Below are 20,426 nucleotides of genomic sequence, written 5' to 3' on the forward strand. Positions count from 1 at the left end.
CCACGGCTCCGCTCGACGATTCCCTCAATGTGCTGCTGTAAAGTCTCCATGTTAACTGCCCCCTGCGCGATATGTAGTTTGCAGGGTTTTTAGAAGTGTCAGTTCGGCTCCACTTAAGTACAGAAGGTTTCTTCTGTTTTTAAGTGGGCGCCGAATCCGAAAAGAAAATCCCCGCGTTCGCCGTCATTGGCTGCGCAGGGATTTTCTTTGTTTATACGGTCAACAGCTCTTTGATCTGCCACACGTCGTCCACCTTGTCGATGACCACTTTCCGCAGCATGGACTGGACCAGCATCTTCTGCGTCTCCACTTCGATAAAGTCCCAGTTCACTTTAAGCTGAGCGACCGCTGCTTGCAGTTCAGCAGTGGGCATCGTCGCCGGAGAGTCCTCACGAACGTTTGCCTGCAGCGCCTTGATCCGCTTGTCCTCTTCGTCGATCAGCTGCGCGTAATCCTCGCCCGATAGCTTGCCGTCGCCGAGGGCCATCATCCAATTCTTACGCCGCTTGTTGCTCGTCTCAATCTCTTTCTGGATGTCCACCGTTTGCTTCTTCGACTTCTTGGCGGGTTCCTGCGGCGCGTCGTTCATCAGGCCGATGTAACTCCATACCAGGGCGTTAAGCTTCTGCTCGGATATGCTTTGTGCGTCGCACGTGCCCTTAGCGTATTGATTTAGGCAGCGGTACCCGCGGTATTGCTTACCGGCCACCACGGAGCCATTCCCAGCGAACGTGGCGCCGCACCGTGCGCATTTGATAATGCCGCCATACGGATAGTCGAACGATCGCTTGGACATGTGCCCGTTCGATCGGCGCTCGCGAAAGTTCCGCACCGTGTCCAGTTGCTCTTCCGAAATGATCGGCTCGTGACTGCCCGGAGAAATGATGCGGTTCTCTTCCGGCCAGTGATCGGGTTTGAAGTGGTTAAAGCCGGCGTAGGTCGGATTCGTCAGCATGTTCCGGACGTTCTTGTTATCCCACTTGCCGCCGAGCTTTGTGGTCGAGTGGCTATTCATATGCTTCGCGATCTTCGTTACGCCCCATCTCTTGTCCAAATACAGACCGAACACCTCGCGCACCAGCGCGGCTTCCGCCTCGTTGATGAACATCTCCCAGACGTCCGTGCTGGTCTCGATCAGATCATAACCTAGCGGAGCCTGCGACATGTGACGGCCGCCCTTGTTCATCTTCTTCACGAGGCCCTTCAGCGTTTCCTCTCGTAGGTTGTTCAGGTACAGCTCGGCCCAGATTCCATTGAACTGAAGGAATGCCTTGCCCAGTGGCGAGCGCGTGTCGATCTCGTCCTGCCCCTGCGCGGAGATGATCAGGCGCACGTCCAGCTTGTTCACGAGCTCGATGAAGGCAATGATGTCGCCCATGCTGCGGCTCAGCCGGTCCAGTTTGTGGATCAGCAGCGTGTCGAAGCGCTTGGCCTTCATGTCCGCAATCATTGCCTGGACGCCCGGACGCTTGAACGTCTTGCCGCTGATACCTGGATCGGAGTATATGCGGTAGAGCTGCAGCCCCTTACGCTCAATCGTCTGCATCAAGTTGTCCTGCTGAGCTTCGAGGCTGAATCCTTCTTCCGCCTGCATGCTGGTACTGACGCGGGTGTAAATGGCGGCTCGCATGGCTTGTCCTCCTTAGAAGAAAGAGCCCGAATGGGCTCAGCTATTATCACGAATTTGCTTATTAAACCGGCGCTCTACCTTTTTGATATCTTCCTCTACGGGCAGATTCTCTGGCATTGTACCGCCGATATCCTCAATCGCTTTACGCACCTTTTTCCCGACCTCTAAGTGAGCACTGTTGGCGTTGTCCTTGCCGCGGATCCGTTCTCTGCGGATCTTTTCTTCGGTCTGTGTGGCGCGGAATAGATTGGCGGCCAGCTCCGTGCTGCCCATATGGTCGAGAATCTTGGCGCTTTTCCCGAGACCTTTCTTGCGATGAATATCCTTCGAATCAAGCCCGCCGTAGAGCCCCTGATACCCATGGTTTTGGAATATGGCGAATTCCAGTCCAGTTACAACGCCGGCGTCTTTCGCCGCGCTCGCCAAATATGAGTTGTGCTTTTTCAATTCATCCCGCAGCATGAGGCGCTTTTGATCGTCCGTCTCATTCATCAATTCCTGCCGCCTGGTTTGAACGGCGAAATACGTCTGCCCGATTGCAACGATTTCTTTGTTAGGGTCTGCGTTCTGAATTATCAGGTAGCATGCATAACGGGTAAGGCGAACGGATTCCGCTGCACGTTTTCCGCCTTTACCGATTTCGATCATATCGAGGAAGTCCTCGAAATGATCCTGAGGCAGCTGACCGCTATTTTCACAAGCAATACGGGCCCGTTCAATGACGGGTATAAAGTGCCTGTATTCGGAGTAATCAAGGATTTTGGCTAGGTCTCTGGCTGACCAGAATTCCTCGCCTTCATCGTTGTAAAACTTCGCTTCTTCAAATATAACCACGTTTGTTTCTTTCTCCATTCCAATCAACTCCATCAGGTCTCCATCGGCTGGAGAATTGGCTGGGCTTTAAGCAGCTTGAACGTGAAGATATGTTTGTAGTAGTGCTGGTGATCGGACAGGACGACGGTGTACTTCGTGTGCTGCTTCACCAGGCCCGAGCCCATGAATTCGTCTCCGTACCAGACTGCGATCGGGATCGAGTGGACGAAGGCATGATTAATGACGGCGGCTGAATTTTTAGTAACCATTCTTTTTCAACCATTCGAGCAAAGCATATGGCGAGATTGCATTCGTTAAAGTGCTGTTCGTCGTGAGGTACCCGATCACTTTTCCGTTCTGTAGAATGATAGGCGGCTTGGTGGCGTACTTATTGAAAGCACTGGTATTCGCATAGTCGCCGCCATAGTTTCCGTATTCATTCCAAATGCTCGATTGCGAATACTTGCTTCCGTAGTCGCCATATTCATTGAATACAGATTCGGTATCATAGGTATTCGAACTGAGTTTTCCAAGATACTTTTTTCCGTCGTTTGAATATAGTAGCGGATATGTGATAGTCGCATTATTGGTGCTGCCCGCCGATGCTGACGTGCTTGCCCCAGTTGATCCAGATCCAGTGTAAGTATCGTTATTCACGAGCTCATAGGTGTTGGCAAACTGCTCAGCATTCAATTGCCCGGCAATGAATTTTTTGTAGTTCTGAGTCTTTATGAAATAAATGTATTTGCTCTTATTGCTGAAAAACCTAACCTGGTATGCTCCCGTAGAAGTCCCTGTACTTAAGAGAGCGTTGAACTTCGCACCATTTGACTCATCAGTAAAATCGAAGTTAATGTCATACGAAATCTGGCTGAATCCTTTTCCATCTGTCATATAGCTAGCAGAGCTAATATAATTCAGACCTTTGGAACCAAAGACAGAAACAATAGTATCGATGTCCAGCGGTTTCAATATATTAATCGTCTTTTTGTTCGCGTCATACGTAAATTCAACACCTGCCTGTTTGAGCAGGTAAATAGGGATCATGGTCCTGTCGTTGTAACTTATTACAGGCACATCGGATATTTGCGCATCAAACCCGTTTATTTGAAGCTTAATGATTGGATTCCCTTTGTATGACCCCCACAAGCTCGCTGCGCTTACGACTCCTGCAAAAATCATGGATAAGACGAGTAGCAACAGAATCTTCTTTTTCATGAACAACCTCGAAATGTTCCTCATCGGCTGAGGGATTTGCTGAATAATTCCTGCGGCTCCGGGCAACCTACGCGCGAGGTGATCGCATGTACATCCCGGGATACAACAATGGGAAGCCGAGTTTCATCAAGGTCGACGACATCATGTACATTTCAGCAGACAGGAACGACATCCGTTTCCATACGCTTGATCAAACTTACCGCCCCCTCGCATCCCTCCAGGACTACACCGAGCTGCTCAGCTCCCGCGGTTTCGAACTGCTCAACAAAAACTATCTCGTCCAAATTAACAAGATCGTTCGGTACGATCGCGAGAAACATGTCGTTTTGTTCGACGATGAGTCGCCATCGCGCGGGGTACATATATCTCGAAGGAACAGATTCAAGGTTGACCGAATGTAGGGTATGAACGGTCAAATTCGCGGCGCAGTTCGACAAGTAGAAGCAGAAATATGTGGTAATGTATATAAAACGACATTGTCGAGATTGTCTGGTTCACTTGGGAGTGAACAAGCTTCCGGAGGGAGCAGTAGGACAACCCTACTGATCGCCTTTCAGCTCAGACAAAGGAACCTCGATCCATTCGTTTAAATCTTCCATTTTACAACCGAGTATGCGGGCTGCATTCATGGCTCTTTCATAGGAGAGCGTTCGCTCACCAGAAGCGACCATCGAGACAAATGAACGCCCAACACCCAACCGATTCGCGAATTCTGCTTGCGTCAAACCGGCTTCCTTTATTCTGAGGTTTAAAAGGCTTCTCCCCATTCGGAGAGCCATAAACCCCTAACCTCTCTAAAATAGATTGATTTGGGAACGAGTGTTCGCATATAATGGGTATATTCGTGTTACATAACTCCATTTTCCGATCATTTGATCGTTGATTTTTACATTCAACTCCTTCCAATACGAACCCAGGGGCTGAACATATTATGGAAACGGTTGACGTAAAAGATGTTTTCGATGAAATGGGATGGAGCGAACAAGATCTCATTGAACTTATTTTTCCTCTTTCAACCGATAACGAGCGTAATTCAGAATCTCCCTGATCGTCGGGTCGGGGAGTTTTTCTCCTTTATAGAGCAAAAACTCACTCAGTGCTGCGACGGCCTGCTCATCATTATCTATTTCTACGGCTTCAACAAATCGTTTCGTACCCTCAGATAATGATTGATGCGGATCATCAGTCCTCCCTAATAAATAATCTGTCGTAACGCCGAGGTTATCTGCCAAGTCTTTCAACATTTCATTAGAAGGCGAGCTGTATCCAGTTTCATAATTGGATATGCTCGTCTTTTTTGTGCTGACTTTCTTGGCTAAAGCGTCTTGTGTGAGCTTTTTTGCCTTCCTACTCTGCTTGAGGCGCTGGGGAAGCAAATTTAACACCACCACTCGTTAAAGTTCAAATACATTGTACATCAAATAAAGAATGCTTAAAATTGAGTCCAAAAAACTCAAACAATTCCCCTTGACAATCCAACTTACTTGGATTTATTATAAGGGTGTGAATACAAGATTCTTGGACTGTAGGAGGTGGATACGGATGATCAATGAGGCACTTGTAAGTGCTCGAAAGGAAAAGGGTTGGACCCAAGATGATGTAGCTCAGAAGCTAGGATGCCAGAAATCAACGGTTAGCAACTGGGAACGAGGATATTCCAAGCCACCACTCGAGGATGCGTTTAGAGTAGCTGATTTATATGGTCGGACTGTCGAGAGTCTTTTTCGTCACCTCTTAGTCCAAGAATCTCAAACTACAATAGCGAGGTGACCACATCATGGCAAAGTCCAAGAAACCGGAACCGCAGCAAGAGCAGCCGAAGGTTCTGATCTCGTTGAGCGTTTTCCCCCGGGAGCTGCTCGAACAAGCGTGCCGGGAAATTCAGGCGAACAAGGCTCGTCAGAAAATCACGGGATAACGGGAAAATCCCGCCGCGTGGGGGATGTTGGCGGCGGGCAAGGCGGGGAGTACGAGGCGATCGATCTGCTGAAGTAATCATACGACGGCAGCGGTGAACAAAATAGTCCCTCCTTTGCTCTGAATCGGAACAGGAGGGTGGTGAACGGATTGAACAAGACGCAGAGCGTCGCGGAGATGCTGAAGGCGAGTAGAGAACGCGCCAAGCTCACTCAAGAGGAGCTCGCTGCAAAGCTGAGCACGCCGCGGTTTCAAGTCTCACGGTCGACCATCGCGAAGGTCGAAGCCGGCATCATCAAAGAGCCTTCGTACACGTTGGTGCGCGAATGGTGCGCGGCGACGAATGGCATCGACCTGATGAACCTGGACTTCACTGGCGCGAACGACGGCTGGAAGAAGCTGCGGCAGCTCGAGTCAGTCATGAAGAACCTGAAGGAGAGCATGGCGGCAGTACATCTGATGAAACGGAAGGAGCCGGCACATGGCGGTTTTAGAGGCAAGATTAGAGCCCTACGCGGGCGGATATGACCCGGAACGTTACCGGGCAACGGAATGGACGGGCGCGAGCTGCTACGAATGCGGCTGCCGACTTACGAAAGCGAAGTTCCGGTTCGGCAAGCACGATTACTGCCAACCCTGCGCGAACGACGAGGCGGGCATCACGGTGATTGGGGTGGACCTCTCATGACGGTAGAGCAGCAGAAGCAGCGACGCCGGGCGGAACTGGAACACCAGCTCAACATGGCGATCCGGGCGCCGTACCTGTTCGGGGATGAGGAGCAGCGGTTCGCATCGATCGACTTTATCAGAAGCAGCATCGCGGAGTTGGACAAGCCAGAAAAGCCCCGAGAAATGGAAAACACCCTCCGGCCAGGGAGAGTGCAGTTGAGAGCTCAGCTAAAGCGTCTCGTTACGCTCATTTTAACACACGGTTGACGGAATGAGTAGGTTTGAAATCGTCCCGTGGGCGGCGGAATGCGTTCCGCCCCTCACAGATGCGTTCAAGCGTCAGAAGGGCAGGTGATGAAGGTGGAGGAAAGCAAGGCAGGTAAGGTCGTCGCGGATTTCTTCGCAAAGCAGATGCGCGATCCGGAAGTGAACAAGCGCGAGCTGTTGGATCTGATAAGCGTATCCGTCGGTTCGACTATCGCGCTGTATCTCGATCCGGGCAGCCAGGAGAAGGCGATGGTCCACGCGATGGAGGCATTGCAGCAAGGCTTTGAAGTCGGCATGCAGATGAAGCCGATCGCGGATGCCATCCGAGACGGTAAAACAGCTCCGGGACTATTCATAACGATCATCGAGCACGAAAAAAATGACCCGCGGTAACGGGTCATCGCAATTCATCTTATGCCGCCATCTTAGCATGGCGGCTCAATCAGATCAAGAGGGAGACGATCGCATGCTGATGATGACTAACCCGGATCGCCCGGCTGAGGTCTCGGAACTGGAGCGCGCCATGTATGCTCTCTACCAATGCAAATCCGGCGGGCGCTGGGATCTCGGCGCCTTGGATAAATGGCTGAAGCTTTACCCGGACCAAATGGCTGCCGCCATTGACACGCTTGGTTCGGTTCTCGACGGATTCTATCCACCACTGGAGGTGCCGAATGAGCAGCACGCTGTCTAATGAATTTCAAAGCAATGCCCCGGCGCGCACGGCTCAGACCGAAGCGCTGGTCAGCCGCCAAGCGCAAGAGGTTCAAGCTGCTATGGTGATGGCCAAGCGATTCCCGCGCGACGAGTACGCGGCGCATGCCAGAATCATGCAAGCGTGCAAGCGAAAGACCTTGGCCGAGCATGCCGAGTATGAGTTTCCGCGCGGCGGAACGAACGTTAATGGTCCATCGATCAGGCTCGCGGAAGTCGTCGCCCAGAGCTGGGGGAACATCGATTACGGCCTAATGGAGATCGAAAACAAAGCAGGCAAGTCGGAAGTTCAGGCCTACGCTTGGGACCTTGAAACGAACACGCGTCGGTCGATCACGTTCAGCGTTCCTCACGTTCGCTCGACGAAGAAGGGAATGCAGACGCTGACGGACCCCCGGGACGTGTACGAGTTGATTGCGAATAATGGATCTCGCCGCATGCGGGCCTGCATACTCGGCGTAATCCCCGGCGACGTAATCGATGCCGCTGTTGATGAGTGCCGTAAGACGATCGCCGGCGGCAACAAAGATCCGATCAAGGATCGAATCAAGGCAATGATCGTCGCATTCGAGTCCGAGTACCAGGTCACGCAGGCCATGCTCGAGAAACTGATCGGTTGCAAAGCCGACGCGTTCACCGAGAATTCTCTGATCAGGCTGCGGAATATCGGCAAGTCGCTCCGGGACGGCATGGCGAAGCGCGAAGAATTCTTCGACTTCGGAACGGCCGCACCAAAAGACGCCGGAAAATCCAAGGCAGAAGACGAATTCGACGAAATACTCCGCGGGCTGGATGGTGATGGTGATGAGCCTGGAGATGCCGGTCCTGACGGACCAGACGTACCACTCGAATGAGGCGAACAAATCCTACATGAGCGTGAGCCAGTTCAAAGATTTCCGGGAATGCGAGGCACGGGCGGTCGCTAGGCTTAACGGCTGGGTAGAGCCGCCTAGCGACGCCTTGCTCCTTGGCTCATACGTTCACGCAGGCATTGAAGGCGAGAAAGCGCTGGAGAGGTTCTGGGCTGCAAACCCAGGCCTCGTCTCCTCCAAGGGTCCAACGAAAGGCCAGTTGAAGGCGGCCTATAAGAACGCCGACGTGATGCTTCAAACGTTGCGCAATGATCCGTTCTGCATGTTCGTTCTGGATGGAGATAAAGAAGTCATCCTGACGGCTGAGATGTTCGGAGTCCCGTGGAAGATCAAGATCGACGCTTACAACCAGGAGCGCGGCCGACTGGCCGACCTTAAGACGACGCGGAACATACGCGGAAAGGTCTGGTCCGATCGCTACGGCGGCTATGTATCGTTCGTGGAAGCTTACGATTACCTGCTGCAGATAGCCGTCTATTGCGAAGTGGAGAGCCTGGCGACCGGCCGGGATGAATGGCTGGAGCCGCTCATGGTGGCTGTCAGCAACGAGGAAACGCCAGATAAGGCTATTATCCGATTCGACGAACATCGCCTGCGTTTGGAGCTTGAGGTGCTGGAGGCGAACCTGCAACGCGTCCTCGAGGTGAAATACGGCGCCGCCGAGCCTCTGCGCTGCGAGAAGTGCCAGTATTGCCGGGAGACGAAGCGTCTGCGCGGAACAATCCACTATACCGAGCTAATCGGCTGAGGAGGGAAAGCATTGCGAGGACAACGCCCAACACGTCGGCAGAAGGAAGCGATTGAGGCTGCGAGGCTGCAGCCGGCCAACTGGCTGGTGATGAAGAATCCAACCGGAAAGCTCGTCATCCAACATCGGGAGACGGGCAAGGAGAAGACCATCCTGCTCTGATCCCTATCAATCTAGCGAGGAAGGAGGCCGCGAGGTATGGCGAATCCGCAGCCAGATCAGTTTACGAAGCTCTCGAACGAACTTTTCGAAGCCATTATGAAGACCGACTTCTCGAAACGACAGCGCAATATACTGGACCTCGTTATTCGAATGAGCTACGGCTGTCGGAAGAAATCAGCCATCCTCCGGCCATCAGATTTCGAGGTCGTGGGCATCCTCCGCGGGCATGTGAAGAAGGAGCTGGAGTACCTCCAGATGGCGAACGTCCTCCAGATCAACGGCGAGATTTACACCTTGAACAAGGACTACGACTCCTGGCGAGTGAGCATCGCGAAGACCTTTAACGAGGATAAATACCACAAAATCCTTCTCCGAAACGTCGCTCAAAGTGTTACTGAATCAGGAACAAAAGTTACTGAAACGGTAACAAAAATCGAAGACGACGAAAACGTAGAGTTACCAAAACAGGAACAAGGTTGTTACCAAAACAGTAACACGTTTGTTACCAAAACAGTAACAGGCACAGCCCACGAGCCCAGTCAGGACGCGGCCTCCCAGTCTCCTAAAGACATTAAAGAAAGTAAAGACATTAAAACCAGTACCAGTAGTAAGGTACTTAGGCTGTATGACGAAGCAGAGCCAAGCAGCAGCCGCAACCCGGATTATTCCTTCGGACACATTTACAAAATCTTCGAAGAGCACTTCACGGATGACGGTCGGGTGAGCGAACTGGAACTGGACGACTTGAAAGACCAGTTTGAAACCTACGGCGGTGAATGGCTGCTTGAAGCGATGCGCGAGGCAGTTCGCGCGAAGGTGAAGACGCTCGCTTATATCAACGGCGTGCTGAATGGCTTCAAGAAGCGTGGCGGCACGAACAAGGACAAGCCGGCAAACGGCCAGCAGAACACGCAGTCAAGTCCGCCGCTGGATGACGACGACCCGATCACGCAGATGATGCGAGAGGAGGACGCGAGAGCCCTTGGAGCAGCATCAGGAAGTTAACCCGCATGACCAGTTTACGGCGGCCTTAATGCTCGAACAGAACATCGTCGGCAGCATCCTGAAGGACCCAACGCTGATGACGGAGGCGGTCGTCTCCCTGCGAGAGGACATGTTCGTCAACCCGTACCACCGCAACCTGTTCCGGATGTACGACGAGCTTTACCGCGAAGGCATCGTGATCGACCCGGTCAACATCATGACCCGGTACGAGCGGCAGATGGACACGATCGGTGGATTCGCCTATTTGCGGCAGTTGCACAGCTCGGTAATCTTCGAGCATCACTTCCCAGACCACGTGCAGCGCCTGGTCGAAGCTTACTCTCGGGCGAAGGCGCTCAGGCTGATGAATTCGTTCCGGCCGCGCTTCGAGGACCCGTCGAGCGGATCGTTCGAGGAGACGCTGGACGAATTCGAACGGCTGACGCTGGAGGTTCGGCCGAGGAAGTTTCACCGGAACACCGGCGTGAAAAACGTGGTCCAGTGGTACGAGAAGCTCGTCCTGAAGCGCGAGGATCGGACGAGGGCGTTCGGCATTATGACCGGATGGCAAGAGATCGACCGCATGACGCTCGGCTGGCAGCGAACAGACTTGATCGTCGTTGGCGCCCGGACGAGCATGGGCAAGTCGGCATTCGCGCTTGAAGTTGCGATGCGCGCCTCTCGCAGGGGTTACAAGGTCGCCATATTCAGCCTCGAGATGACGCTGGAGCAGAATTACAACCGGATGATGGCTTGTCTCGCCAGAGTGTCGATGCAGTCGATCCGAGTCGGTCAGCTGACAGACTCGCAACTCGGAGACATATCGGTGCAGATGGATGCGATCACGAAGATCCACATCGACGACGAGCGCGGCGTCACCGCCGAGTACATCACTTCCGAAATGCGCCGGCTGAAACGGCAGGAAGGTCTGGACCTCGTTATCATCGACTACCTGCAGGAGGTAAGCGAGCCTGCCGGCCACAACGACAACGCTGGATCTGCATTGCACCGGGTTTGTCAAAAGTTCCGAAGCGCCGCGAAAGATTGCGATTGCTCAATCATCGGACTATCGCAGGTCAAGCGTGAAGTCGAGGTGCGCGCGAACAAACGGCCGATGACGTCGGACCTGTCCGGCAGCGCAGCGATTGAGGCGGCGGCCGATGGCATCATCCTGCTTTACCGTGACGAGTATTACAACCCGGACACGGACGACCGCGGCGTGCTCGAGGTCAACATCGCGAAGCAGCGGAACGGGCCGACCGGCGTCGTGAAGATGAAATACGAGAAAAACTACCAGAGCATTACAGGGAAAGGGGATCAGGAACATGCGGAACAGATGGCACTTGTATGAAGCTCTGAAGGCGCACTACATGCGAACTGGGAAAATCATGACAGACGACCAAGCACGCGCCGCCTTCCCCGAGTTACCGCTGGAAGAGATGGGCGAGGGATATACCGAATTCATGGCCGTAGTTGGACGGTACAAGGGGGCTTGAGGGCATGAAGGCATATTTCAGAATTACGATCAATGGCCGGGAATACGGACGCCTTTACAAGAACAAGCAAGCCGCAGCGGAGGCAGCTCGGGAGCTTTCGTACGCAATGAACGGCGTCGGCTGGAGGCGTTGCGAATGGACCGGGCAGTAATCGAGCGCATCATCGACGACCTGGATACCAAGATGGAGGAGGCGCAGGATGAAGCCGAGGCGTGGGGCCTGAATTACGCGGCGGATCAGTTGCGCCAGGCGCTCCAAGATGGCTAGTTACGTCGGCATCGACCCGTCAACGTTGACGGGATTTGTCCGGCTGGATGAGGACGGAGAGATCTGGGAGCAGATTGAGGTTGTTCGGAAGGGCGAGGATCCTGACCGCTTGATCAGCCTTATCGACGCCGTGTCCGATTTGCTACAGCCGGGCGACATCGTCTGCATCGAGGACTTCGCCTTCGCTCAGGCCCACCAGATGGCGCTCCTCGGCGGAATCGGCTGGGGGCTGCGGATGATGATGCGAAGGCGCGGCATCAAGTTCCACGTCGTCGGCACCGGGCAGCTTAAAAACTTCGCCGGATGCAAGGGGAACGCCGGCAAGCCGGAACTGATCCTACCGATTTACCAGCTCTGGGGCTTCTCCGATCCGAGCGACAACGTGCGAGACGCATTCGTCCTGGCTCAGATATGCCGGGCTTTATATAGGCCAGTCAAGCTCTACAAGTATCAGGCAGAAGTCATTAAAAAACTGAGGAGATGACCCGAATGAGCCAATTCACGACCACCCTTGAAGCCGTAAGCAGCAACAAAAGCAAGACGACTATCAAGCTGTCCCTTTCCAACGCAGAGGCGCGGAAGTTTACGGCACTGTACCTGAACTCGATCGACAAGGAGCTCGTCGTCACGTTCGACGATCCGCAGATGGAGATGGAGATCGAACGCACCAAGGCCGGCCGTAGCGTGGCCACGATCAACAGCCGCGGTGAGGTCGAAGGATTCACGCCCGCGACGCCGGCGCCCGAAGACAGCGAGCCGAGCGATGCCGACGAAGTGCTGGTCCAGGAAGACAGCTGGGATTACGAAGTGGTGGACGATGCTGCTGAAGACCAGAACCACGACCCCGAGCCGGAAGGCGACGAGAATCAGGACCCGGATCCCGATTCGGACGCGGCAGCTGACGAGCCGGCCGAAGAGAGCGGCGAGCTGACCGAAGAGGAGCCGGATGGCGAAGTCGATCCGAAGGAACTCGAGCAGTTTATCTTGACGGAGCGCCCGAAATTCGACGACATCCCCTTCAACTTCCCCGAGATGATCGAGCGTAAGAAGGCGGACGGACTGAAATGGCACGAAATGCCGAAGGTTATGGGCCTGAACATCTCGTCTACGAAGCTGCAGCAGTTCTACGGCGTCTACAAGAAGCGCTGCAAGAAGAAGATTCTGGGGGCGGCATAAGCGATGGAGCAGCCGAAATTCCTCTACCAGGACGAACTGCTGAAGCTTCAAATCGGGGAAGAAACGGCAGTGTCGCTGTACGGTCGCATCTTCATCATCAAGCGCGGCGACTTCGACGACATCGAGCGGATCGGCAAGGGGTTTGCCTTTGTCGGTGATGACGAGCAATGAGCGAAATGACCAAATACCAGCTGACGCCCGCGGAGCTCGAAAGCCTGCGGGCGGCTCCTGTAAAGGCGGCGACCAACCGGGCAGGGCTGCCGACACCGCGGCCATTCAACCTGCCGACGAGGAAGCCGAAGCCGTCAACGAAAGGTACGTGATCTTACGTGAAAGGCCTCATCATAAAGCCGAAATGGGCGACGCTCATCCTATCCGGACATAAAACCTGGGAGATCCGCGGCACCGAGACATCTCACCGCGGGCCGACAGCCATCATCAAGAGCGGCAGCGGCAAGATCTTCGGCATGGTCGACATCGTCGATTGCATTCCGCTGCACGGGCCGCACTCCGCTGGGTTAATCCAGGCGATCACGTCGAAGCACCGCGTATCGCCCGGCAACATCGAATACCGGCGTCCGTGGGCCTGGGTGCTGCAGAACGCGCGAATGTTGCCCGAGCCGATCCCGTACCAGCATCCGCAAGGCGCGGTGATCTGGGTTAAGCTGCCGGATGACTTGCTTACGGCACCCACCCCATCAACTCATCCATAAAGGGAGATAGAGATATGGAAGTGACTGACGATGACTACGGACTATTCCCGGAGCTGCCGGTCGTCACGAACAAAACGTCCTGCGCCCAATGCAAGCACATCGTCGCGATTGAATTCAATAAAGGCAACCTGTTCTTTTGCGAAGCCCAGAAGGGCGGACGGTACGGGAAGAAGATCAGGAAGAACGCGCTGGGATGCAATCAATACGTGGAGGCGGACGGATTGATCCGGCAATATAACGGCTACTACGGAAACCGGATGGACGGAGTTAAGCGTTAAGGCCCACTAACCGCCAACACATCCAGCGTATCCCTAAAAGCTTGTACCTCAATCCTCATCACATCAGCAGGGGTAAGACGGGCGATCAGAAAGCGCTCAAAGCGTCTCACCATATCGGACGTATGTTCGTTTTCGGCACAGAAAAGGTAAGCGAGTTCGGTCATTATGTACACCTCAAAGCAAGTATAAACCAAACGCATGTTCGCGGGAATGGGGGATAAGGATGGTCAACCGGATCTTATTTTGGGGCGGTGGAAAGGCAGGGCTGGCGGTCGCGGATTGGGTGAAGGAAAACCATCCAGACGACAACATCCTGCTGTACTTTACGGACACCTGCTGGGAGTCGCCGGACCTGTACAGGTTCACGGACGAGGCCGCCGATAAGCTCAAGCTGCCGTTGCTGGTTCACAGCCAGGGAATCACGCCGGTGCAGCTCATGTTCGAGAAGAAGCTCGTCTTCAACTCCATGATCGGCGATTGCTCCAAGATCCTGAAGATGAGGACGGCAGCGGACTTCCTCAAGCGCGGCAAACGACCGGCCATCGAACGCTGGCGCAACGCCGAGTATCTCCGGGATCAAGACTTCACCAAGGACGCCGTGCTGTACTTCGGAATCGGATTCGACGAGATGCACCGGGAGGGGCCGATCCGCAAGAACTGGCAGCCCTTCACGGTCGAGATGCCTCTGATCGACCACAATATCTACAAGGACGCGCCGCTGAAGAAATACAACATCAAGCAGCCAATCCTCTACGATTACGGATTTAGTCACAACAACTGCAACGGGCGCTGCGTGAAGGCCGGCCAAGGGCATTACAAGCTGCTGAAAGAGCAGATGCCGGATGTCTTCGAGAAAATCATGGAGCAGGAATACCATCTCATGATCTGCGTCAGCGCCTATCGGTACATCACCAACGATAAGGTTCCAGAAGAGGATCGAATACCGGAATACGTGCGAGAGCCGATGCTCCAGGAGCTCGACGACGCCTATCGAGATTACTTCTACGACCGGGCGCCGAAACCGAAGTTTTACGTTCACCCAGCCGGCAGCGCATCGAAAGAGTACATGCATATTCAGCGGTACAGCTTCATGAAACGCGGCGGCGAGCCGTACAACATCCGTGACCTGCACTACGAGGTCGAGAACGACGACCAGATCGACATGTTTGATATTGGGGGCTGTGGCTGCTTCGTGGAAGGGCTGGACAGCGCGTAGCGCCATCGAGTCGACCGCACTACCCAGCGTTAGCGGAGGCCGACCCAGGTCTAGATCATAAAAGGGCTAAGCCCTAAGGAGGCATATACGGATATGGACCCCAAGATAGTCCAACTCGACGTGATACGGATCGAGCGCCATAAGCCTCGTAAATGCACATGCGACCCGGAAGAAAGATCCTTCACGGTCGATAACGTCAACCGAGAAATCACCTGCGGCTGCGGCATGACCGTAGAGCCGTTCGAGGCCATGAATTTCCTCGCTGAGCGTTACGACCGGATCAATCGGCAGCATGTAGCCATGGACGAACAGCGCCGTTCCTGGGCGAAGCAGAAGCCACACAGCATCTTGTTCAAACGCTTGGAGCAGAACTATCGACGAGGCGAGATGTTGCCGACATGCCCGCACTGTGAAGTTCCGATCGACCCGAACAAGCTGACGTTCTGGGTAAACGCGAAGTTTTATCTGCAAAGGCAGAAACAAATCAAAGCAGCACTGGTAGAGGAGGCACCCCAATCATGACGGATACGGTAAACAAGCAGCGCCTGCTTGAATGGCTCGAATCGGAACTCAAAAATAAGGATTACGAAAGCCACGTGCTCGACACGTTGACGACAACTTATCTGCGTATCAAGTCCGGCAAGTTCGATTCCCCACCCACTACCCCGGTACAGGGATACCGGGAGGGGCCGGACATCGAATTGGCACTCCTGCAGATGTGGGCGAGCCACGGCATCGAGGAAGTCTACAAGTACAAGCATCGCGTCAAGGCATATCACGAAGGCCGGCACAACACCGAATTATTCTTGGATCTGACTTGCGGAGCGCAGTTCCCGAACATCCCGGACGTAGCCAACGCGCACCCGACGATTCCCTATCACGACATCACGCCGGAGGACTGCAAGGTCAGCGTCGCCGAGCTGATCCGGAAGCGCCAAGCCCTCTCCCAGACGGACATACAGCCTAAAGGCGCGGACAAGATCGCGGAGGTCTACAAGTCGATGAGCCCCACGCATACGTACGGAAACGCCTACAGGCAAGGCACTCGCGATACATTAACGCGGCTCGGCATTCGAATCGCCGGCATCAATAGCACAGAGGACGACCAGCGCGGGCCAAGTATCAGCTCGACGCGATTCATGCTGGATGGCCAATTATGCGGCGTTTGCAATGAGGGCGTACCTCTAGATCATGCGCAGATAGGTCGCCTAGAGGCTGACGGAACCCATACCCCCTATCATATGGGGTGCGAGGGAGCAGCCAACAAGCTTGAGCCTTGCACTGACTGCGGGCATCACCGCAAATTCTGCTCCGAATGCGCAGAGCCCAGCACAGAGGAGGAAGAGACGGAATGATGGGATGCTCGAGCGCAAAGTCATTTGATCCGGAGACCAATCGGTTCCGATGCGACGTTACCGGCGACGAATGCTTTTATCTCGTCCCGAACTCCAAAGCTTGTGCAGAAGACTTCGGGGAAGGCCCGGATGCAGAGGAGGCAGACTCTAAATGAGCGATAACACCCCTATTACAGCAGAACAGATATTGGCGATGGAGCCCGGCCGCGAGATGGATGCACACGTAGCGAAGTACGTGAAATTCCCCGGTCATTCCCATCCAATCAGCGAGGTTAAGGAATGGTGCGCCAAATACTCCACGGATATTGCGGCAGCGTGGGAAATCGTAGAGAAGATGCAAGGGATTCAAGATTTTAACGGCAAGAAAGTCCGCTTGCATGTCACGGTATCCGCAATACGTGGAACCTACACGGCCTTAATCAGCGATTATCTAAACGACAGGGTCATAGCAGAACAGATGGGGTCCACGGCACCAGAAGCGATTTGCAGAGCAGCGCTATTAGCTCGATTGGAGGCCCATCCATGACCAACACCCCTGATACGCTACGGCAGACCGCCGACGAATTATCAAGACTGTCTTTCATACAAGCGCGCTCCAATGGGAAGCAAAGGACATTCGATCTACTGAATAAGGTATTGAAGATGCTACGTTGGGCGGCGGACGAGATCGAGCTGTTGAAGGGCCTACACCAGCACACTAGCGATCAGCTCGGCACAGAAATCAAAACGTCTGCGTACTTGCGGAAAGAGGCCGAGCGCCTGCGTGAATTCGAGAGATTGGCAGCAGAACTCGCCACCGAACAGCGGTATGCGAAGGAGCAGGCGATCAAGTGGAACGACGAGGCTGTCAAACTGAAGCGTCTGTACGCCGACAAGTGTCGCGATTGGGCCCGCGTTGTCGATGAGCATAATCAAATGCGCGCCAAGCTGAACGCCAAGGATACGGAGATAACCGCCAAGGACGCCCAGATAGCCGAGAGAGACGCCACAATCGCCAAGATGGCGGAAATGCCCGGCTACGGAACGATCCTGATGCTCCGGGAGAGAGCGGAACAGGCAGACCGCTTGGAGGCCGAGCTGGCCGCCAAGAACGCGGTGCTGGAGATGTTCACCCTGCCGGCATCCAAACTGGACGAGCTATTGCAAAACTTCAGACGCGTTCATGGATACAAAAAGGACGGTCACTTCTGGATGGCGTACGAAGCGAACAAGGTGCTGGATCGCTTCAGAAAGGATCCACCGTTGAGACAGGAGGAGATGGCCGAATGATCAGATGGCTCAGGCGCCGCTATCATCTATGGATGGCCGAACGCTGCCGGCGCAAACCGGAGACATATCCAGGCTACTATCACCACATAAAGAAAGCGAACAAATAGAAAAAAGCCTCCGGCTAGCACCGGGGGCTCCATCACGAACTGACAACTCTATTATATCGGAGGCGGTGGTATGAGCCAAGAGTACAAAAGCGGTCGCTGGGATCAACACGGGGATTACTGGATCATGCAGGACAAGCAAGGGCGAGCCGTCGCGCTGTTCATCAGCATCGAGCAGCTGCAAGGCCGTAAAACGGGAGAGGGGATACCGAAAGATGAACGACGATCTGCAAAAGCAATATGACGGCCTGGAGGCCGAGAAGGCGACGCTGAGTGCTGATGATAAATTCCGCCTGACGGTGATTGAGCAGGAGCAGGCCAAGATTAAGGCGCAAATGGACGAGCAGGACCGCCTGCAGCGCCAGGCCGAGGAGGTTGCGACCGTTGAGCTTGCTCACGATTACGACGCAATCTGGGGGCCGGGTGCGAACGACGAGATCACGTCCATCATCCAGCAGACGAAGGAGTACGCGTTCTCGCTGAGCAACGACGAGCTCGCCAAAGTACAGGACGAGCACCGCACGGCTTCGCAGGCTTGTACGGAGGAGCGCGCCGCACTCACGGGGCAGGTAGCTGACCTGCAGGCCGCCAACACCAAACTGACGGCAGACAAGGAGGCTGCGGAGGCTCAGGCCAAGCAAGACCGCAACGACATGCGGACGGCTCAGGAGCAGCTCGTAGAGGCCGAGAAGAAGCGCGACAACGCCGTGCAGTTCATGGAGGAAGCGCAGGCCGAGACGGAGCAAGCCCGGGCCGAGCGCGACAAGGCGATGGCTGAGGTAGCCGGTCTGAAGAGCCAGATCGACGAGCTCGAGGCCCAAGTCGCCCAGTACAAGAAAAAGGCCAGCGCAGGCTTCGGGGGAGGCCTCAAACTGACCAGCACGATCAAGCAGGAAACGGAAGAGGAGCGTGCTGCAAGAGCAGCCCAGGAACGCAGCAACGTAATCGCCCGCGGGCTCGAGCGTCTGGGACTGCCGCCGCTGAATGCCGGTCTTCCTACGATTCAGGCGCCCGAGGAATACGTCGAGGCAGCTGCCGCCATCGAGGAGACGGAGCCGGCCGCAACCGACGAGCGATTTTATCAGGCAGCGGACGACGAGCACGCCGACGGACTGGATGAAGAACACGTGGGAGACGAGGCGGAAGGAGCAACTGCTGAAGGACCTTCGCTCGAAGCCAAGGTAGCCGCCTTGGAACTGCGAGTCGCAGCGCTCGAGCAACGTCCGCGCAGCAGCTTCGAATATAGCAACACGGGATATTAATCGGGGGCCCTCTACGGAGGGCTTTACCCAATTCAGGGAGGCGGGGAAACGATGGCGATCGGACATCTGTACACTCAGCAACACGGCTTTACGATCCTGCAGCTGGGCCCAGCGACCGCGGAGAACTATCGGCGCTCCGGGCGCATGGCGAAGGCATTGCTGGCACGCACGCAGGACAAAGGCGAGCGTCGCACCATTGGGGAAATGGTTGGCGAATGCGAGTATGCTGCGGAATGGCTAGAGACTGGCAGGCGGCCGGGGAACCGCCGCGGTATCGAGCGCAGGGCAGCCTATCAGCGCGAGCGTCCGGTCGATCCGCTGGTCATGCAGGCGTATATCGGTAATCGAAGCGCAGGCGGCGCTGTGCAGGCTTCCAGCGTCTCGGACGACGATAGGCAGCGCATCGACAACATGTTCGCCAAACTGACCGAGAAAGAGCGTGAGGCGTATCTGATGGTGCGCGGTGATGGCTTGTCATACGAAGAGGTTGCCGAGATTCTTCAGATCAAGAGGGGAAGTGTTCAATCGCGTGTTGAGTCCGCACAAGGAAAGATTCAGAAGATGCTGTTCACCGGAGACATTTTCGATTTCTTATAAACGAAAGAGCAGCGGCCCGTGGGCTACTGCTCTTTTTTTGACCTCTCGTCCCTGTATGATTCGATCTGCCGACGCAACCAGATTGGCCCACTCGAAAGGCGTTGTATCTCTGGCGGGAACTTCCCGCGCTTGATGTAAACGGACACTTGCTGTTTTGACCATCCGAGGATCTCAGCGGCCTCCGTTACGCCTACGAGCGGAGGAATTACTCCCCCAGGCGCTCGACCCGTTCGCCTTCGCTCCAATCGAGATCGGAGAGGTCTTCGATATCGCGCGATTTCTGCAGCCAGTAGACGCGCACCTCGTTGCCGTCAGCATCCACACCTTTAGCAGCGAACTCCGCATATCCTTCCTCGGTTTGCCAGTCGAGCAATTGGCGGTTCGTAAAGTCCGCTTGCTCCGAAAGTGCGATCTCTTGACTGTCTACCGTTACCGTTCCGAAGTTCGCCATTGAAAGTTTCTCCTCGTAGCCGGCACCTTATTGTGCCTGCGCTAAGTTTAACTCTGTAAATCAAATATAGCATCGATGTTTTATTCTGTCAAACAAATATTTAAACGCTATTTTTGCCCTTACAAATGCCACCTATAGGTATAACGTTAAAATAACGTTACCGTTATCTTTACAGACTATAACGTTAAGGAGGGAGCGACGATTGCAAAGCCGCTGAAGATAGAGGCGCTCGGCCTGCAAGACCTTGT

Annotated in this window: 35 protein-coding genes; 28 read left to right on the forward strand and 7 right to left on the reverse strand. The window is 54.6% G+C overall.

What is annotated here, in order from left to right:
- Positions 1–211: 211 nt before the first annotated feature.
- From ACFSR7_RS12400 to ACFSR7_RS12415, 4 genes are read right to left on the reverse strand one after another with little or no spacing between them, the layout of a single operon-like run.
- On the reverse strand, positions 212–1,630 hold the full coding sequence (locus tag ACFSR7_RS12400; RefSeq protein WP_378161919.1) for a recombinase family protein: 1,419 nt from the start codon (positions 1,628–1,630) through the stop codon (positions 212–214).
- A 36-nt stretch (positions 1,631–1,666) separates the two neighbouring features.
- Positions 1,667–2,482, reverse strand: coding sequence for a DNA damage-inducible protein D (dinD, locus tag ACFSR7_RS12405; RefSeq protein WP_378161921.1), 816 nt, complete (start codon positions 2,480–2,482; stop codon positions 1,667–1,669).
- Between the two features lie 14 nt (positions 2,483–2,496).
- Positions 2,497–2,712: a hypothetical protein gene (locus tag ACFSR7_RS12410; protein ID WP_378161923.1), complete on the reverse strand. Its 216-nt coding sequence runs from the start codon at positions 2,710–2,712 to the stop codon at positions 2,497–2,499.
- Positions 2,702–3,661, reverse strand: a complete 960-nt coding sequence (locus ACFSR7_RS12415) for a stalk domain-containing protein (RefSeq protein ID WP_378161925.1) — start codon at positions 3,659–3,661, stop codon at positions 2,702–2,704. Before ACFSR7_RS12415 ends, ACFSR7_RS12410 begins: the two co-directional genes overlap by 11 nt.
- 86 nt (positions 3,662–3,747) lie before the next feature.
- Here ACFSR7_RS12415 and ACFSR7_RS12420 point away from each other — a divergent pair, with 86 nt between their 5' ends.
- On the forward strand, positions 3,748–4,062 hold the full coding sequence (locus ACFSR7_RS12420; protein WP_378161927.1) for a LytTR family transcriptional regulator DNA-binding domain-containing protein: 315 nt from the start codon (positions 3,748–3,750) through the stop codon (positions 4,060–4,062).
- Positions 4,063–4,200: 138 nt separating this feature from the next.
- Here the strand turns inward: ACFSR7_RS12420 and ACFSR7_RS12425 are convergent, their stop codons facing one another.
- Positions 4,201–4,440 carry a helix-turn-helix transcriptional regulator gene (locus ACFSR7_RS12425; RefSeq protein WP_378161929.1) on the reverse strand — a complete coding sequence of 80 codons (240 nt, stop codon included), beginning with the start codon at positions 4,438–4,440 and terminating at the stop codon, positions 4,201–4,203.
- 219 nt (positions 4,441–4,659) lie between these two features.
- The gene (locus ACFSR7_RS12430) at positions 4,660–5,037 is read right to left on the reverse strand and encodes a helix-turn-helix domain-containing protein (RefSeq protein ID WP_378161931.1); all 378 of its coding nucleotides are present in this window, start codon (positions 5,035–5,037) and stop codon (positions 4,660–4,662) included.
- 166 nt (positions 5,038–5,203) lie between these two features.
- Between ACFSR7_RS12430 and ACFSR7_RS12435 the strand changes: the two genes are divergently transcribed.
- The 27 genes from ACFSR7_RS12435 to ACFSR7_RS12565 all read left to right on the forward strand — a co-directional run bounded on the left by ACFSR7_RS12435 (position 5,204) and on the right by ACFSR7_RS12565 (position 19,727).
- Complete coding sequence (locus ACFSR7_RS12435) at positions 5,204–5,431, forward strand: helix-turn-helix transcriptional regulator (protein WP_378161933.1); 228 nt, start codon at positions 5,204–5,206, stop codon at positions 5,429–5,431.
- Positions 5,432–5,438: 7 nt separating this feature from the next.
- Complete coding sequence (locus tag ACFSR7_RS12440) at positions 5,439–5,579, forward strand: hypothetical protein (RefSeq protein WP_378161935.1); 141 nt, start codon at positions 5,439–5,441, stop codon at positions 5,577–5,579.
- A gap of 149 nt (positions 5,580–5,728) precedes the next feature.
- Positions 5,729–6,106, forward strand: coding sequence for a helix-turn-helix domain-containing protein (locus ACFSR7_RS12445; protein ID WP_378161937.1), 378 nt, complete (start codon positions 5,729–5,731; stop codon positions 6,104–6,106).
- A 156-nt stretch (positions 6,107–6,262) separates the two neighbouring features.
- Complete coding sequence (locus ACFSR7_RS12450; protein ID WP_378161939.1) at positions 6,263–6,514, forward strand: hypothetical protein; 252 nt, start codon at positions 6,263–6,265, stop codon at positions 6,512–6,514.
- Between the two features lie 87 nt (positions 6,515–6,601).
- Positions 6,602–6,907 carry a hypothetical protein gene (locus tag ACFSR7_RS12455; RefSeq protein WP_378161941.1) on the forward strand — a complete coding sequence of 102 codons (306 nt, stop codon included), beginning with the start codon at positions 6,602–6,604 and terminating at the stop codon, positions 6,905–6,907.
- Between the two features lie 73 nt (positions 6,908–6,980).
- Positions 6,981–7,208 carry a hypothetical protein gene (locus ACFSR7_RS12460; protein ID WP_378161943.1) on the forward strand — a complete coding sequence of 76 codons (228 nt, stop codon included), beginning with the start codon at positions 6,981–6,983 and terminating at the stop codon, positions 7,206–7,208.
- Positions 7,189–8,082 (forward strand): hypothetical protein, encoded by an 894-nt coding sequence (locus ACFSR7_RS12465; protein ID WP_378161945.1) that lies wholly within the window; start codon positions 7,189–7,191, stop codon positions 8,080–8,082. The genes ACFSR7_RS12460 and ACFSR7_RS12465 overlap by 20 nt, the downstream gene beginning before the upstream one ends.
- A complete protein-coding gene (locus ACFSR7_RS12470; protein ID WP_378161947.1) occupies positions 8,033–8,848 on the forward strand; it encodes a PD-(D/E)XK nuclease-like domain-containing protein in 816 nt (271 codons plus the stop codon). Before ACFSR7_RS12465 ends, ACFSR7_RS12470 begins: the two co-directional genes overlap by 50 nt.
- A 12-nt stretch (positions 8,849–8,860) precedes the next feature.
- Positions 8,861–9,010, forward strand: coding sequence for a DUF6906 family protein (locus tag ACFSR7_RS12475; RefSeq protein WP_378161949.1), 150 nt, complete (start codon positions 8,861–8,863; stop codon positions 9,008–9,010).
- Between the two features lie 36 nt (positions 9,011–9,046).
- Complete coding sequence (locus ACFSR7_RS12480; protein WP_378161951.1) at positions 9,047–10,015, forward strand: replication protein; 969 nt, start codon at positions 9,047–9,049, stop codon at positions 10,013–10,015.
- Positions 9,993–11,345, forward strand: coding sequence for a replicative DNA helicase (locus ACFSR7_RS12485; protein ID WP_378161953.1), 1,353 nt, complete (start codon positions 9,993–9,995; stop codon positions 11,343–11,345). Before ACFSR7_RS12480 ends, ACFSR7_RS12485 begins: the two co-directional genes overlap by 23 nt.
- 149 nt (positions 11,346–11,494) lie before the next feature.
- Complete coding sequence (locus tag ACFSR7_RS12490) at positions 11,495–11,641, forward strand: hypothetical protein (RefSeq protein WP_378161955.1); 147 nt, start codon at positions 11,495–11,497, stop codon at positions 11,639–11,641.
- Positions 11,626–11,757 carry a hypothetical protein gene (locus ACFSR7_RS12495; RefSeq protein WP_378161957.1) on the forward strand — a complete coding sequence of 44 codons (132 nt, stop codon included), beginning with the start codon at positions 11,626–11,628 and terminating at the stop codon, positions 11,755–11,757. The genes ACFSR7_RS12490 and ACFSR7_RS12495 overlap by 16 nt, the downstream gene beginning before the upstream one ends.
- Positions 11,750–12,241: a hypothetical protein gene (locus ACFSR7_RS12500; RefSeq protein ID WP_378161959.1), complete on the forward strand. Its 492-nt coding sequence runs from the start codon at positions 11,750–11,752 to the stop codon at positions 12,239–12,241. The genes ACFSR7_RS12495 and ACFSR7_RS12500 overlap by 8 nt, the downstream gene beginning before the upstream one ends.
- 5 nt (positions 12,242–12,246) lie before the next feature.
- Positions 12,247–12,933 (forward strand): hypothetical protein, encoded by a 687-nt coding sequence (locus ACFSR7_RS12505; protein WP_378161960.1) that lies wholly within the window; start codon positions 12,247–12,249, stop codon positions 12,931–12,933.
- Positions 12,934–12,936: 3 nt separating this feature from the next.
- Entirely contained in the window at positions 12,937–13,104 is a 168-nt protein-coding gene (locus tag ACFSR7_RS12510; RefSeq protein ID WP_378161962.1) for a hypothetical protein, read from the forward strand.
- Between the two features lie 5 nt (positions 13,105–13,109).
- Positions 13,110–13,256 (forward strand): hypothetical protein, encoded by a 147-nt coding sequence (locus tag ACFSR7_RS12515; RefSeq protein WP_378161964.1) that lies wholly within the window; start codon positions 13,110–13,112, stop codon positions 13,254–13,256.
- Between the two features lie 6 nt (positions 13,257–13,262).
- Positions 13,263–13,646, forward strand: coding sequence for an ASCH domain-containing protein (locus ACFSR7_RS12520; protein WP_378161966.1), 384 nt, complete (start codon positions 13,263–13,265; stop codon positions 13,644–13,646).
- Positions 13,647–13,660: 14 nt separating this feature from the next.
- Positions 13,661–13,924 (forward strand): hypothetical protein, encoded by a 264-nt coding sequence (locus ACFSR7_RS12525; RefSeq protein ID WP_378161967.1) that lies wholly within the window; start codon positions 13,661–13,663, stop codon positions 13,922–13,924.
- Between the two features lie 223 nt (positions 13,925–14,147).
- The gene (locus ACFSR7_RS12530; protein ID WP_378161969.1) at positions 14,148–15,140 is read left to right on the forward strand and encodes a phosphoadenosine phosphosulfate reductase domain-containing protein; all 993 of its coding nucleotides are present in this window, start codon (positions 14,148–14,150) and stop codon (positions 15,138–15,140) included.
- A 93-nt stretch (positions 15,141–15,233) separates the two neighbouring features.
- Entirely contained in the window at positions 15,234–15,662 is a 429-nt protein-coding gene (locus ACFSR7_RS12535; protein WP_378161971.1) for a hypothetical protein, read from the forward strand.
- Positions 15,659–16,495 (forward strand): hypothetical protein, encoded by an 837-nt coding sequence (locus ACFSR7_RS12540; protein WP_378161973.1) that lies wholly within the window; start codon positions 15,659–15,661, stop codon positions 16,493–16,495. Before ACFSR7_RS12535 ends, ACFSR7_RS12540 begins: the two co-directional genes overlap by 4 nt.
- A 151-nt stretch (positions 16,496–16,646) precedes the next feature.
- On the forward strand, positions 16,647–17,021 hold the full coding sequence (locus ACFSR7_RS12545) for a BC1872 family protein (protein WP_378161975.1): 375 nt from the start codon (positions 16,647–16,649) through the stop codon (positions 17,019–17,021).
- Positions 17,018–17,764 (forward strand): hypothetical protein, encoded by a 747-nt coding sequence (locus tag ACFSR7_RS12550; RefSeq protein ID WP_378161977.1) that lies wholly within the window; start codon positions 17,018–17,020, stop codon positions 17,762–17,764. Before ACFSR7_RS12545 ends, ACFSR7_RS12550 begins: the two co-directional genes overlap by 4 nt.
- A gap of 177 nt (positions 17,765–17,941) precedes the next feature.
- Entirely contained in the window at positions 17,942–18,112 is a 171-nt protein-coding gene (locus ACFSR7_RS12555; RefSeq protein WP_378161979.1) for a hypothetical protein, read from the forward strand.
- The gene (locus ACFSR7_RS12560; protein ID WP_378161981.1) at positions 18,084–19,130 is read left to right on the forward strand and encodes a coiled-coil domain-containing protein; all 1,047 of its coding nucleotides are present in this window, start codon (positions 18,084–18,086) and stop codon (positions 19,128–19,130) included. The genes ACFSR7_RS12555 and ACFSR7_RS12560 overlap by 29 nt, the downstream gene beginning before the upstream one ends.
- 51 nt (positions 19,131–19,181) lie before the next feature.
- Positions 19,182–19,727: a sigma-70 family RNA polymerase sigma factor gene (locus ACFSR7_RS12565; RefSeq protein WP_378161983.1), complete on the forward strand. Its 546-nt coding sequence runs from the start codon at positions 19,182–19,184 to the stop codon at positions 19,725–19,727.
- A 205-nt stretch (positions 19,728–19,932) separates the two neighbouring features.
- Here the strand turns inward: ACFSR7_RS12565 and ACFSR7_RS12570 are convergent, their stop codons facing one another.
- Positions 19,933–20,178, reverse strand: coding sequence for a hypothetical protein (locus tag ACFSR7_RS12570; protein ID WP_378161984.1), 246 nt, complete (start codon positions 20,176–20,178; stop codon positions 19,933–19,935).
- Positions 20,179–20,426: the final 248 nt, after the last annotated feature.

It is taken from the genome of Cohnella sp. GCM10020058, assembly GCF_042683485.1.
Taxonomy (GTDB): Bacteria; Bacillota; Bacilli; order Paenibacillales; family Paenibacillaceae; genus Cohnella.

What these genes read in the sequence shown, in the direction of transcription:
- ACFSR7_RS12425 (WP_378161929.1), bottom strand. Translation starts at nt 4,440, where the DNA reads ATGGCTCTCCGAATGGGGAGAAGCCTTTTAAACCTCAGAATAAAGGAA.
- ACFSR7_RS12545 (WP_378161975.1), top strand. Translation starts at nt 16,647, where the DNA reads ATGAGCGATAACACCCCTATTACAGCAGAACAGATATTGGCGATGGAG.
- ACFSR7_RS12555 (WP_378161979.1), top strand. Translation starts at nt 17,942, where the DNA reads ATGAGCCAAGAGTACAAAAGCGGTCGCTGGGATCAACACGGGGATTAC.
- ACFSR7_RS12465 (WP_378161945.1), top strand. Translation starts at nt 7,189, where the DNA reads ATGAGCAGCACGCTGTCTAATGAATTTCAAAGCAATGCCCCGGCGCGC.
- ACFSR7_RS12420 (WP_378161927.1), top strand. Translation starts at nt 3,748, where the DNA reads ATGTACATCCCGGGATACAACAATGGGAAGCCGAGTTTCATCAAGGTC.
- ACFSR7_RS12525 (WP_378161967.1), top strand. Translation starts at nt 13,661, where the DNA reads ATGGAAGTGACTGACGATGACTACGGACTATTCCCGGAGCTGCCGGTC.
- ACFSR7_RS12455 (WP_378161941.1), top strand. Translation starts at nt 6,602, where the DNA reads ATGAAGGTGGAGGAAAGCAAGGCAGGTAAGGTCGTCGCGGATTTCTTC.
- ACFSR7_RS12490 (WP_378161955.1), top strand. Translation starts at nt 11,495, where the DNA reads ATGAAGGCATATTTCAGAATTACGATCAATGGCCGGGAATACGGACGC.
- ACFSR7_RS12505 (WP_378161960.1), top strand. Translation starts at nt 12,247, where the DNA reads ATGAGCCAATTCACGACCACCCTTGAAGCCGTAAGCAGCAACAAAAGC.
- ACFSR7_RS12415 (WP_378161925.1), bottom strand. Translation starts at nt 3,661, where the DNA reads ATGAAAAAGAAGATTCTGTTGCTACTCGTCTTATCCATGATTTTTGCA.
- ACFSR7_RS12540 (WP_378161973.1), top strand. Translation starts at nt 15,659, where the DNA reads ATGACGGATACGGTAAACAAGCAGCGCCTGCTTGAATGGCTCGAATCG.
- ACFSR7_RS12480 (WP_378161951.1), top strand. Translation starts at nt 9,047, where the DNA reads ATGGCGAATCCGCAGCCAGATCAGTTTACGAAGCTCTCGAACGAACTT.
- ACFSR7_RS12410 (WP_378161923.1), bottom strand. Translation starts at nt 2,712, where the DNA reads ATGGTTACTAAAAATTCAGCCGCCGTCATTAATCATGCCTTCGTCCAC.
- ACFSR7_RS12510 (WP_378161962.1), top strand. Translation starts at nt 12,937, where the DNA reads ATGGAGCAGCCGAAATTCCTCTACCAGGACGAACTGCTGAAGCTTCAA.
- ACFSR7_RS12530 (WP_378161969.1), top strand. Translation starts at nt 14,148, where the DNA reads ATGGTCAACCGGATCTTATTTTGGGGCGGTGGAAAGGCAGGGCTGGCG.
- ACFSR7_RS12435 (WP_378161933.1), top strand. Translation starts at nt 5,204, where the DNA reads ATGATCAATGAGGCACTTGTAAGTGCTCGAAAGGAAAAGGGTTGGACC.
- ACFSR7_RS12550 (WP_378161977.1), top strand. Translation starts at nt 17,018, where the DNA reads ATGACCAACACCCCTGATACGCTACGGCAGACCGCCGACGAATTATCA.
- ACFSR7_RS12400 (WP_378161919.1), bottom strand. Translation starts at nt 1,630, where the DNA reads ATGCGAGCCGCCATTTACACCCGCGTCAGTACCAGCATGCAGGCGGAA.
- dinD (WP_378161921.1), bottom strand. Translation starts at nt 2,482, where the DNA reads ATGGAGAAAGAAACAAACGTGGTTATATTTGAAGAAGCGAAGTTTTAC.
- ACFSR7_RS12535 (WP_378161971.1), top strand. Translation starts at nt 15,234, where the DNA reads ATGGACCCCAAGATAGTCCAACTCGACGTGATACGGATCGAGCGCCAT.
- ACFSR7_RS12500 (WP_378161959.1), top strand. Translation starts at nt 11,750, where the DNA reads ATGGCTAGTTACGTCGGCATCGACCCGTCAACGTTGACGGGATTTGTC.
- ACFSR7_RS12470 (WP_378161947.1), top strand. Translation starts at nt 8,033, where the DNA reads ATGAGCCTGGAGATGCCGGTCCTGACGGACCAGACGTACCACTCGAAT.
- ACFSR7_RS12495 (WP_378161957.1), top strand. Translation starts at nt 11,626, where the DNA reads ATGGACCGGGCAGTAATCGAGCGCATCATCGACGACCTGGATACCAAG.
- ACFSR7_RS12560 (WP_378161981.1), top strand. Translation starts at nt 18,084, where the DNA reads ATGAACGACGATCTGCAAAAGCAATATGACGGCCTGGAGGCCGAGAAG.
- ACFSR7_RS12450 (WP_378161939.1), top strand. Translation starts at nt 6,263, where the DNA reads ATGACGGTAGAGCAGCAGAAGCAGCGACGCCGGGCGGAACTGGAACAC.
- ACFSR7_RS12565 (WP_378161983.1), top strand. Translation starts at nt 19,182, where the DNA reads ATGGCGATCGGACATCTGTACACTCAGCAACACGGCTTTACGATCCTG.
- ACFSR7_RS12515 (WP_378161964.1), top strand. Translation starts at nt 13,110, where the DNA reads ATGACCAAATACCAGCTGACGCCCGCGGAGCTCGAAAGCCTGCGGGCG.
- ACFSR7_RS12570 (WP_378161984.1), bottom strand. Translation starts at nt 20,178, where the DNA reads ATGGCGAACTTCGGAACGGTAACGGTAGACAGTCAAGAGATCGCACTT.
- ACFSR7_RS12440 (WP_378161935.1), top strand. Translation starts at nt 5,439, where the DNA reads ATGGCAAAGTCCAAGAAACCGGAACCGCAGCAAGAGCAGCCGAAGGTT.
- ACFSR7_RS12460 (WP_378161943.1), top strand. Translation starts at nt 6,981, where the DNA reads ATGCTGATGATGACTAACCCGGATCGCCCGGCTGAGGTCTCGGAACTG.